7 protein-coding genes are annotated in these 11295 nt (G+C 65.3%); 3 read left to right on the plus strand and 4 right to left on the minus strand.

Annotated elements, in window-relative coordinates; translation table 11 throughout:
• Positions 1-3: 3 nt before the first annotated feature.
• The 3 genes from Q1V78_RS01425 to Q1V78_RS01435 are packed head-to-tail and all read right to left on the minus strand — an operon-like array spanning position 4 to position 5394.
• Positions 4-1272, minus strand: a complete 1269-nt coding sequence (locus Q1V78_RS01425; protein WP_300610822.1) for an exonuclease SbcCD subunit D — start codon at positions 1270-1272, stop codon at positions 4-6.
• A gap of 13 nt (positions 1273-1285) precedes the next feature.
• Complete coding sequence (locus Q1V78_RS01430) at positions 1286-2218, minus strand: hypothetical protein (protein WP_300610824.1); 933 nt, start codon at positions 2216-2218, stop codon at positions 1286-1288.
• Positions 2215-5394 (minus strand): DEAD/DEAH box helicase, encoded by a 3180-nt coding sequence (locus Q1V78_RS01435; RefSeq protein ID WP_300610826.1) that lies wholly within the window; start codon positions 5392-5394, stop codon positions 2215-2217. Before Q1V78_RS01435 ends, Q1V78_RS01430 begins: the two co-directional genes overlap by 4 nt.
• Before the next feature lie 260 nt (positions 5395-5654).
• Here Q1V78_RS01435 and putP point away from each other — a divergent pair, with 260 nt between their 5' ends.
• The 3 genes from putP to Q1V78_RS01450 all read left to right on the plus strand — a co-directional run bounded on the left by putP (position 5655) and on the right by Q1V78_RS01450 (position 8501).
• The gene (gene putP / locus Q1V78_RS01440; RefSeq protein ID WP_300610828.1) at positions 5655-7229 is read left to right on the plus strand and encodes a sodium/proline symporter PutP; all 1575 of its coding nucleotides are present in this window, start codon (positions 5655-5657) and stop codon (positions 7227-7229) included.
• Positions 7230-7345: 116 nt separating this feature from the next.
• Positions 7346-7969, plus strand: coding sequence for an HNH endonuclease family protein (locus Q1V78_RS01445; RefSeq protein ID WP_300610830.1), 624 nt, complete (start codon positions 7346-7348; stop codon positions 7967-7969).
• A 46-nt stretch (positions 7970-8015) separates the two neighbouring features.
• Positions 8016-8501 carry a hypothetical protein gene (locus tag Q1V78_RS01450; protein WP_300610832.1) on the plus strand — a complete coding sequence of 162 codons (486 nt, stop codon included), beginning with the start codon at positions 8016-8018 and terminating at the stop codon, positions 8499-8501.
• A 175-nt stretch (positions 8502-8676) separates the two neighbouring features.
• Here Q1V78_RS01450 and Q1V78_RS01455 read toward each other — a convergent pair whose 3' ends face one another.
• Entirely contained in the window at positions 8677-11028 is a 2352-nt protein-coding gene (locus tag Q1V78_RS01455) for a DEAD/DEAH box helicase (RefSeq protein WP_300610834.1), read from the minus strand.
• Positions 11029-11295: the final 267 nt, after the last annotated feature.

The following is an 11295-nucleotide window of genomic DNA, read 5'->3' on the forward strand; positions in this document are numbered from 1 at the left end:
CACCTAACTTTCCTTGACCTGCACGCCGGCGGCCAAGCGGTAAAGGAGCTTCAGGGCATCCGTGGCTTGTTCTCGAGCCCCTTGGGCCTCCCGCTGATCCTCAGCGAGGTCGAGCAGCTTCTCCATCGCGATTTCTGGGTAGCCCCGCAACTGAAGGGCTCCGCGCAGCTCCGATAGTTCCGGGGACACGTGCAGATCCATCAGCCGTGTGCGCTCGTAGAGCGCGGCGAAGCGGGGGCGCTGCTCAGCCAGCGCGGTCTCCAGCCGGATGTCTGTCATCAGGTCGATGCTCCCCCGCAGCGCGTACTTGACCACAGTCGATCGCGGCTGCGGTAGGCTGGCCAGCTTCGCCAGGAAGTCCTCGGCGTCCTCGGGAGAGTTGATGTCCTCCGTCATCGCCAGGAAACGCCACTGCCCGATCTCAACCTGCTCCACGGTGACCGCCGCGGGCTCAGCCGGGTTCTCCGGGTCGATGCCGACCTCCACGACCAGCGCCTTGCCCGAGTTGGACTCACCACCGCCGTCGGGTTCCTTGAAGTCGGTGACCTCCGGAGCTCCGGAGTACCACACCACCCCGCGCTCATCGAGGGGCATCGCGGAGTGTGTATCCCCCAGGGCCACGTAGTCGACGACGCGCTGCCGGGCGAGCTCGCTGAGCCGGTCGACGTCGATCACCGACGGATCCGCGACACTGTCCCGCGACTCCGTGTGCCCGTGACCAACCGCGATGCGGATTGTGTTTCCTGCCGGCGCCAGGTCGTGAAGCGCCCGGTACACCAGGTCCTCGCTGGCCACCTTGCTCAGCAGCGGCGCGCCGATGATCTCTACCCCCTCGCGCAGTGGCCTCGGCGTGGAGTCCCGCAGGACAGTCACCTTCCCGCCGTTTTCTGGGGACAGCTGCTGCAGGCTCGGCTGGTGGTAAATGCTCGCGGGGTTGAGCGGATCGTGGTTGCCGGGCAGCAAGAAGATCGGAACCGGGGCGTTGCGCAGGACATCGAGGATCCGCGTCCAGGTCTTTTCCGCCAGGAGGTTGTCGTCGAAAACATCCCCCGCGACGACGATGGCCTCGCACTTCCGGTCGGCGGCCACCGCGAAGAGCTTCTCCACGGCTGCCAGTCGCGCCTCATCGAAGAGCCGCTGGTTATCCTCGCCGAGAAAGCGCCGCCCCATCCCGATCTGCCAATCGGAGGTGTGCAGGAAGCGCACCGAGTGCGCACCCACGCCGGTATCGCTTGGCCGGGAAGACGCCGTTGTCAGCTGTACATCGCTCATGTTCTTCACCTTGTCACTTCATCCTCGTGCCCGTCACCGGGCGGGCCCACGGGGTGGGGTCGAAACGCCCGGAGTCATCGGTGATCATCTCCAGGCACAGTTCCAGTTCGTGCATCGTTTGCAGTTGATCGACGCTGGTCCAGCTCAGGCTGCGCAGCGCGCGCATCAGGGCATCGCGATCCCCGAGCTCCAGCCCGCTTTCCACGGGTGGTGCCGACCAGCTCACCCGGCGTTCCTCCGAGCCCCAGAACTCCGCCTGATCGAGTACCTCCGGGGCCTGTTGGGCAGCACTTCTCGAGTTCGGCTGGGCTGAGCTGCTCTCCTGCTCCCCGGCGTGGCTGAGCTGGACACTGCGCAGTGCCTCGGCCGCCTCCACCCCGCGCCACTGCAGGATGGCTGCGGGATCGTGGTTGAAGGTTTCCGCCAGCTGAAAGGCCACGGCGACCGCGTGTTTACACACCATCGCCCCGTCCGGGCACGTGCAGCCCTCGAAGCGGATCTGGTCGGGCCGCAACAGCATCGCAGCGAGATCCGTCGGGGGCGCATCTCCGCGGACGATGGTGCGCAGGAGCGCCGGGTCGGCAGCGACCTCCGCGGCGATGAAGTCCCTTCTCTTCGCACTCAGCGCCGCCACCTTGATCACCACCTCGAAGGGCTGCGGCTGGGTCCCGGCAACTAACCCCACCACCGTGTTGGTGCTCAGCTCCATGTTCTGGACGTGGCCGCCCCGGTGATAAACCCGACCGCGCTCCAGCCGACCGCGGTCGGTGGCGCCAGCGACGGCTTCCAGCAGCTGCGTCCCGGCCCAGCTTTCTGGGCCCAGCGGGTCCGAGGGCGCGGGTGTTTGAAACCGCGGGGTGGCTGCCTCCGCACGGCGACGGGCCCCGAAATCCGCGAGGATGACGTTGCCTTCCCAGGTGGTCCGAGGAGTGTTCTTCCTACTCATCTGCCGCCTCCTTCTGACTGGTTCTCCGCTCCGGGAACCTTTGTAGCCACAGATGTAGCATCCGCAGCAGACACGTCCGAGGACTCTCGTAGCTGCCAGAGCTCGGCCAGGTCCTCGTCGCTCAGGCTCGCGATCCAGCCCTCGCCTTCACCCACGACGGCTCCCGCGAGGTCCCGCTTGCCGGTGATGATCTCATGGATGCGTTCGTCGAGGGTGCCCGCCGAGACAAATTTATATACATCGACGTCGCGTTCCTGACCGATGCGATAGGCGCGGTCCGTCGCCTGATCCTCCACCGCCGGATTCCACCAGCGGTCGATGTGAATCACCACGGAAGCCCTGGTCAGGGTGATTCCAGTACCTCCGGCGCGCACCGAAAGCAGCATGACACCCGGCCCGGTATCGCGCTGGAACTGCGCCACCAGCTCCGTGCGCCGAGACCTGCTCACCGAACCGTCGAGCTGAAGCACGGGCATCCCGTACTCGGCCTCGATCGCAGGCGCCAGCATCCGACCAAAGGAGGGGAACTGCGTGAATAGCAGCACCTTCTTACCCTCCGCCACGGCCTGGCCGATGAGCTCGAAAATTCTTTCGATCTTCGGCGAGCGATGCTTGCCGCCACGCAGGATCCCTGAGCCATCGCCCGCGAAGTGCGCGGGGTGGTTACAGATCTGCTTGATCTTCACCAGGGAGGCCAGGATCAGACCACGGCGGCTCGCAGATCCCTGCTCCAGCGCCTCTTCGACCTGCGCGATATAGGCCTGGTAGAGGCTGGCCTGCTCGGCGGACAGAGGCACGGTTTCCACGTGCTCCCGTTTCTCGGGCAGCGCCACCCCCACTGCCGGATCTGTTTTGAGACGCCGGAGGATGAAAGGCTCCACGATCCGCTTGAGGCGTTCGGTTGCGCCGACGTCCTGATAACGCTCGATGGGGATGGCAAGGCGGTTCTGGAACGCGGCGGCCGAGCCCAGGATCCCCGGATTCGCAAAGTCCATGAGGGCGTAGAGGTCGGAGAGCCGGTTTTCTACCGGCGTGCCCGTGAGCGCGATGTGGTGATTGGCGGGGATCCCTCGGACTGCCCGGGACTGTTTCGTCGCGGGATTCTTGATGTTCTGTGCTTCGTCGGCGACCACGCGACGCCACCGAACCTTCTGATAGCGCTCCGGGTTGCGGGCTACCGTCCCGTAGCTGGTGACGACGAGATCCACCTGCCGGATGTGCTCTGGGAACTCGGCGTCGGTCACCTTCCCGGCCCCGTGATCCACGAGCACGGAGAAGCCGTGGATGTGGCGGGTAGCCTCTGATTGCCAGGCAGCCAGCACGGAGGTGGGCGCGACCACCAGGGTCGGACCCGTGGCATCCTCGCCCGAGCCCTCCGGCGAAGATTCCTCCTTCTCCCAGGCCAGCAGAGCCAACACTTGGAGGGTCTTCCCCAGTCCCATGTCATCGGCCAGGATCGCCCCCAGGCCGTGCTCCGCCATCCATGCCAACCAGTTCACGCCGCGGCGCTGGTGTTCGCGCAATTCGGTCAGCACCGTCGCGGGCAGCTCCACCTGCCGGGCGGGCGCGACCACCTTCTCGCGGTCGAAGAGCTGGCGCACCCACCCGTCCATGTCCACCCGGATGTTGTGGTCCGGGTTTTCGTTCCCGTAGGTCTCCGCAGCGGCCTCCGCCTCCAGCAGCTCCGCCAGCGTGACCTCGGTGAGCTCCGCCGCGTGCTTCTCCGCAGCGTCCGTAAGCGCGTTGAGCCACCCTCGGGCCTTGCTTAGCGAGCTCTTGTCCAAGAAGACGAATTGCCCGTTTACCTGCACGATCTGGCGGGCAGAGCTGATGAGTTCCAGCTTGTCCGACTCTCCAACCGGGGTGCCGTCCACCGAAAGGTTCCATTCGAAGTCCAGGAGCTGGTCCATCCCGAGCTTCTCGGAACCCGGCCCGGAGCCCACCGCCTGAAATTTGGCCCCCACCTGCGCGGTCTTCGGGGCCCAAGCCCGTGGGATCATGACGGGAAAACCCGCCTCCTGCAGCCGACTAGCGTTGGTGTCCAGCAAATCCGCCACGTCGTCGAGGCCCACGCTGAACGCCACCTGGCGGTCGAGGGCGGGATCCCCGGTATAGGCAGCTTCCGGTGGGGCCCAGCGGCCCACGGTCGCCCACCGATCGACGGAACCTAGGTGCCTGCCCAAGCGCGGCCATACCTTCGCCGCCTGATGCAGCCGCTGCTGGATCTTGCGCGCCTGCTCATTGCCGGTGGTCGAGGTGTTGACCGGCTCGGCCGGTGCCCCATCCACCGACAGCCCCACCTCCAGCCGCCAGGTGAACTGCTTCGCCGCGTCATCGCCTGCCTGGTCCTGTTCACGTTCCCGGTTGGCGGTGGAGCGGTCTTCCGCCAGGGACGACGCCACCACCGGCTCCCCAACCTCCCGGGCATCCGCCGGATCCGTCAACCGGAAGACCAGCTGGGTGGCTGCGTCCCTGGCGCTGCTGCGCCACTCGTTGAGCGCGCTGACGGTGGCGGGTCCCGCCTTCGCGGTTGCCCGCCCGGCGAGGAGGTCGGTGACCAGCGGGCTGTGCAGCTCCTCGTATTCCGGCGGCCGGGCGCGGTCGGTAACGAGGCTCACGGCCATCCAATGCGCCCAGTCGTCGGCAGCATCCCCCACCACGTCTCCGTTGCCGTTGCGCGCCAGCACCCCGGGGAGCTGCTGTCGGAACTCGTTAAGCACCGCGGAATGCTCCCCGGCGGTAGCCAGGGTGAAGCGAGGGTGCCACTGCTGATCCTGCCGCTCCATCCGCACCATGACCCGACCTGCTTTCACGGTGGCTTCCACGTATTCGAACAGGTCGATCAGGAAGATCACCTCGGGGCTCAGCCCGGCGAGTACCTCGGGGTCCGCAGCGATCCGGCGCAGGTGTTCCAACAGTGCGATGGACTGCTCCGGCACCCACGCCGCGGTGGGGATCGCGAGTGCGGTGGGCTTGCCGCTCGGGGTAGAGACGAGCACCTGGCCTCGGGAGCGCAACGGTTTGGCAGCCAGCACAGCGCGCAGTTCTTCGGGCCACTGCCCGGCGGGGATGTCCTCGGCGCGCATGACGATCTGGCGGCCGGCCACCTTTTCCGCCCACAGCTGCACGCCGCCCCCGGCGGGCACGAGCGCGTGCAGCAGAAAAGTAGATCCCATAGTTATAAGGGTCTACCATGCCCCGCGGACACTCCGAATCGGCGCACGTAGACTGCCCATTTTCCTCTCACTAAAGCCTAGTATCACGGCATTTTTTCGGTATTTTTTCAGGCTTTTAGCAGAAGAGATTCGAAGATTCTGGCATCATAGCCATGCTCAAGTTTTAGATATTGACTTCGACTAACCATTCGGCCGGCTTTTCATCGGCCCCGGGTGGTCTTTCAGGAAGTCTCGACCCTACAAAGAAAGAGACATTCTGTATGACAGACCAAGCATGGTTCGCCACAGCAATGGTGATCTACCTGGTCGCCATGATCTTCATCGGACTGATCGGTTATAAGCAGACCGATGAGTACGAGGACTACATGCTGGGCGGCAGAAACCTTAACCCGTTTGTCGCAGCCCTGTCCGCTGGCGCCTCCGATATGTCCGGCTGGCTGCTGATGGGCCTTCCCGCGGCGATCTTCGTATCCGGCTTCTCTGAACTCTGGGTGGCCATCGGCCTGCTGCTCGGTTGCGCACTCAACTGGTGGTTCACCGCACCACGCCTGCGCGCCTACACCGAGGTGGCGGACAACTCCATCACCGTGCCGAGCTTCCTGGAGAACCGCTTCGAGGACAAGTCCCACGTGCTTCGCGTGGTCGCTGGCCTCGTGATTCTGCTGTTCTTCACCTTCTACGTCGCTTCCGGCATGGTCGCCGGTGGCCGCTACTTCGAGTCCACCTTCGACTCCTCCTACGCCGTCGGCATCGCCGTGATCGCCGGTGTGACCGTGATCTACACCTTCGTCGGTGGCTTCCTCGCCGTGTCCTACACGGACGCGGTGCAGGGCTGCATCATGTTCATCTCCCTGATCCTCGTGCCGATCTTCGCGGTCCTGCACATGGATGACCCGAGCGCTATCTTCAGCTTCCAGACGGAGAACGCCTACGCTGCGTCCGGTATCGAGCCGAACCCGAACTGGTTCTCCCTGTTCAACGGCGTGGGCTTCGTGACCATCATCTCTGGTCTGGCCTGGGGCCTGGGCTACTTCGGCCAGCCGCACATCATCGTGCGCTTCATGGCGCTGCGTACCCCACGCTCCGCACGCAAGGGCATGTTCTACGGCGTGACCTGGATGGGCCTGTCCATGGTCGGCACCGTCTTCGTGGCGATCATCGGCCCGGCGTTCTTCACCCAGAACCCGGACATCAAGATCGTCGACCAGATCAACTTCGAGACGATCTTCCTGGACATGGGCCAGATCCTCTTTCACCCGCTGATCGCGGGTCTGGTGCTCACCGCAGTGCTGGCGGCCATCATGTCCACGATTTCCTCCCAGCTGCTGGTGGTCTCCTCCGCACTGGTCGAGGACATCTACAAGGGCCTGTTCAACAAGAACGCTTCCGACCGCCTGCTGCAGCTGCTCTCCCGCTTCGCAGTGCTCCTCGTCGCTCTGCTGGCGGTGGTCATCGCAGCCAAGCCGGATTCCGGTGTGCTGAGCCTCGTCGAGTTCGCGTGGGCCGGCTTCGGTTCCGCCTTCGGCCCGGTCATCATCGCTTCCCTGTACTGGCGCCGCCTGAACGCCCCGGGCGCGATCGCCGGCCTGGCTGCCGGTGCGATCGTCAGCTTCCTGTGGGGCGGCCTGGCTAACTTCGGCATCGCCGATAAGCCATTCGGCCTCTACGAGATGATCCCGGGCGTGCTCGCCAACGTGGTCTTCATGGTCGGCGTGACCCTGATGACCAAGGCACCTTCCGCGAAGGTTCTGGATGAGTTCGACAAGTCCATCGAGCTGAGCAACAAGGCCGATCGCCTCACCGAGAAAGAGTTCGTGGAGGAGGCCGCTAAGTAGCCCCCTCCCCTCCCTGCGGAAATTTTTTCCGCAGCCTCGGGAACCAAACGTCGCCTCCCGTTGTCTAAGACAACATGGGGCGACGTTTCTTTTTCTCTCTGGTCTTTCTCTTCACCGTGGCTGGCTTGTTGTTTTTCACGACGACGGTTCCGGCGCCGAGCGGCTGGCTCCCTGGCGGGTCCTCTGTGGATCGGCGTTCCCAGGAGCTGGCCCGCCAGGCCATGGCGCGGGTGGAGGTCGTGCCACAGCGAATCCGGGTGGTGGGCTACGACCGCACCCGCTTTCTGCAGGGCTGGGCGCAGAGCATCGCGCCCGATGGAAGTTATTGCTCAACCCGTGAGCTGGTGCTGAACCTGAACTTCCCGACCCAGCCCGGAAGCCCCTGCCCGCGGGCCACCGGCGAGGCCGCCGATGAGTACTCCGCGGAACCGGTGCACCCGCAAGGCGTGGATATCGACCACATTGTCCCACTCGCCGCGGCCTGGGACTTGGGCGCCCACGCCTGGAGCCAGGAGAAGCGCCACCGCTTCGCTAATGACTGGCACTACAACCTGGCGGTCACCGCCTCGGACCTGAACCGGGAGAAGTCCGACGCCACCCTGGAAGCCTGGCTGCCTCCCAATCCGGCGGCCCGGTGCCCCTACGTGGCCCGGTACCTCGTGGTTACGGCACGCTACGGGCTGGCGATCACCACCGGCGACGCGGCCGCGGCCCGCGAGGCCTGCCAGCTGCCCCGCTGACCGGGGGTTTTGTGACTAGTCACGATTTTTTGACAGAGTGGTTCACATGGATCAATTTATTACTGCTCTCCACGTCATCGCCGCGATCCTCCTCATCGGACCGGTCGCGATCGCTAGCTCGGCATTCGCTCCGACCCTGCGCGCCGCGCAGTCCGGCTCCGCCAAGGCGGTGGGCTCCGTGGCAACCCTGGCTGGCATGACCCGCCGCTACGGCTACATCTCCCTGCTGGTCCCCGTGCTGGGTCTGGTCGCCTTCATGACCGTGGACGGCGCGATGCAAAACTACGCCTTCCACGCCGCCATCCTCACCTCTCTGGCAGCCTGGCTGGTCCTGCTGCTGGCGGTGATCCCGCAGCAGCGCCGCGGCCTGATCTCCGTTGATGGCCTGGACGAATCCGACACCCCGGCGAGTGAGGATGAGCTCGCCGCTGTCCAGGGCGATGCGGCCAAGGGCCTGCCAGGTAAGGCTGCGATGTTCGGCGGCATCTTCAACCTGCTGTGGCTGGTCACCGCGATCCTGATGTTCGTCTAGACACTGATTCCCGCAGCCGCTCACGTGCTGCGCGAAAGCCACATAGCCGTGGGAGCGAAAACTCGCTCCCACGGCTATTTTTATTCCTCGCTTCGGCCACTGGTCCCGGCTGATCCCCAAGCAAAAACCCGGCTGACGTGACTTCTTCCACGTCAGCCGGGTTTACAGGTTTCGGCTAGTAGCGTCCCCCGCGGCGGTTATTACCGCGGCCGCCACGGCCCTCGAAACCGCGGTCGTCCCGGTGGCGGCCGCCGCCACGGCGATCCCCACGGGAGTCTTCAAAGCGGTTGTGGTGCCCACGGCCACGCCCACGCCCACCGCGGTCGCGGTCGCGGTCGAAGTGGCCGCCGCCCCGGCGATCGCCCCGGCCCCGGTCGTCGCGGTAGCTACCGCGGCGGTCATCGCGGTCGCGGCGGTTGCCACGGTGGGAGCCCGGGCGGCCCTTCGGGGCACCCGGATCCGGCTCGATATTGATCAGCTGACCGGACACGCGGGTCTGGTCGAGGGCCTCGAAGACCTGCTTCGGCAGGTCCGCCGGAAGCTCCACCAGGGAGTGCTCGGAGAAGATGCTGATGCGGCCGAAGTCGCGGGAATTCAGCCCACCCTCGTTGGCCAGGGCACCCACGATCGCGCCCGGGCGCACGCGCTGGCGGTGACCGACGGAGAGGCGGTAGACCTCCATCTCGTTGCCGTTACGGTCCGTGAACCGCGGGGCTGGCTTGTTGAAGCGTTCCTCGAAGGAGCGGTACGCCCCGCCACCACGGCGGTCGGCATCGCCATAACGGTCGTCGCTGCGGCGCTTGTGCTCGCGGCGCGGTGCCTCCTCCATGAGGAACTTCTCCCCGCCCTGGGCCCCGGCCGCAAGTGCCGCGGCGATGTCCTCCAGGGTGACCCCGTTTTCCTCCGCGTAGGCGGTCACCAGCTCACGGAACACGGAGACCTGCGGATCCTCGAGGTTCTTGGTCAGATCGCGGTTGAACTTCGTCTTGCGGGCCTCGTTGACCTGGTCAACGCTCGGCAGCTCGATCTCGTTGAGGCGGGACTTCGTCGCGCGCTCGATGGACTTCAGCATCCGGCGCTCACGCGGGGTCACGAACAGCACGGCGCGGCCGGAGCGCCCCGCACGCCCCGTGCGGCCGATGCGGTGGACGTAGGACTCGGTGTCGCGCGGAATGTCGTAGTTGAACACGTGCGTGATGCGCTCGACGTCGAGGCCACGGGCGGCGACATCGGTGGCGACCAGGATGTCCAGGCGACCGTCCTTGAGCTGGTCCACGGTGCGTTCGCGCTGCGCCTGGGCGATGTCGCCGTTGATGGCGGCAGCCTCGTAGCCCCGGGAGCGCAGCCGCTCCGCGAGCTCCTCGGTGTCGTTCTTGGTGCGGACGAACATGATCATCGCATCGAAGTCGGTGACCTCGAGGATGCGGGTCAGCGCGTCCAGCTTCTCGCGGTGGTGCACGATCAGGTAGTCCTGCTCGATGTTCTCCGCGGTGCGCTGGGTGGACTTGACCGTCACTTCCTGCGGCTCGTTGAGGTAGCGCTTGGACAGGTGACGGATCGCGGACGGCATCGTCGCCGAGAACAGCGCGACCTGCTTGTCCTCCGGGGTGTCCTCCAGGATGCGCTCCACGTCCTCCTGGAAGCCCATATTCAGCATCTCGTCGGCCTCGTCGAGCACCATGAAGCGCAGCTCGGAGATGTCCAGGCTGCCCTTCTGCAGGTGGTCGATCACGCGGCCCGGGGTGCCGACGACGACGTGCGCGCCGCGGCGCAGGCCCGAAAGCTGCGCACCATATGGCTGGCCGCCGTAGATCGGCAGGATGTTGACCCCGCCCATCTTCTCCGCGAAGTCCTCGAAGGACTCCGCGACCTGCAGTGCCAGCTCACGGGTCGGCGCGAGCACCAGGGCCTGCGGCTTGCGGGACTTCAGGTTCAGCCGGGACAGGATTGGCAGCGCGAAGGCGGCGGTCTTACCGGTACCGGTCTGCGCGAGGCCGACCACGTCCTCCCCTGCCATCAGCAGCGGGATGGTCTGCTCCTGGATTGGGGACGGCGAGGTGAATCCGACGGCACGGACGGCGTCGAGGACCTCCGGCGACAGACCCAGGTCACCGAAACCGGCGCCGTCGTCGTTCTTGTCTTCCTGCGCTTTGTCTGCTTGCTCATCGTCCTTCGCGACGGCGACGTCCTGGGTGGACGCGGTCGGGGTGGTGTGGTTGTCGTTGTTGTTTTCTACGGTTTCCGCCTGCTGATCGGCCACAGTGTCCTCTGGGTTCTCGTTCTTGTTCTTCTCGTCGTTGACGTTGTCGGTCTTCCCAGAATCTTCTGCGCCCTCGGCTACAGCGGAGCCACCGGCGGATTCCATCGCGGAATCTTCGGTGTTCTCCCCCAACACATCAGAGATATTTAGCGGCGCGTCGTTGACCGGCGCCTGCTGCTTCTCTTCCTGCAGATTGTTCTGAGCTACCGAATAATCGTTATCCACCGGCTTGTTGACGTCGCCGGAGACGCTATCAGTATCACTCATCGCACTTGACAGTACGCTCTGCGGCCAGCAAAAGCCATACCGCACCACCCGGTGGAAGGCAGATCACAGCCTGCACTGATTGTGGCTGTTGGCAGAGCTGACCCCAGCGCTGACCCAGCACCGACCCCGGTGCAGCCCCACTACCAATCCAGCACCGACCCGAATCTTTTGCCCCGGGTGTGACGTGGCATACTACGGCTGATATCGATCTGACTTTCGCGGCTTGATGGAATCCGGAGGACAATCCCATGTCGCAACAACCAGCGC

Source organism: Corynebacterium sp. (genome assembly GCF_030152825.1).
Taxonomy (GTDB): domain Bacteria; phylum Actinomycetota; class Actinomycetes; order Mycobacteriales; family Mycobacteriaceae; genus Corynebacterium.

What these genes read in the sequence shown, in the direction of transcription:
- Q1V78_RS01425 (WP_300610822.1), bottom strand. Translation starts at nt 1,272, where the DNA reads ATGAGCGATGTACAGCTGACAACGGCGTCTTCCCGGCCAAGCGATACC.
- Q1V78_RS01430 (WP_300610824.1), bottom strand. Translation starts at nt 2,218, where the DNA reads ATGAGTAGGAAGAACACTCCTCGGACCACCTGGGAAGGCAACGTCATC.
- Q1V78_RS01435 (WP_300610826.1), bottom strand. Translation starts at nt 5,394, where the DNA reads ATGGGATCTACTTTTCTGCTGCACGCGCTCGTGCCCGCCGGGGGCGGC.
- putP (WP_300610828.1), top strand. Translation starts at nt 5,655, where the DNA reads ATGACAGACCAAGCATGGTTCGCCACAGCAATGGTGATCTACCTGGTC.
- Q1V78_RS01450 (WP_300610832.1), top strand. Translation starts at nt 8,016, where the DNA reads ATGGATCAATTTATTACTGCTCTCCACGTCATCGCCGCGATCCTCCTC.
- Q1V78_RS01455 (WP_300610834.1), bottom strand. Translation starts at nt 11,028, where the DNA reads ATGAGTGATACTGATAGCGTCTCCGGCGACGTCAACAAGCCGGTGGAT.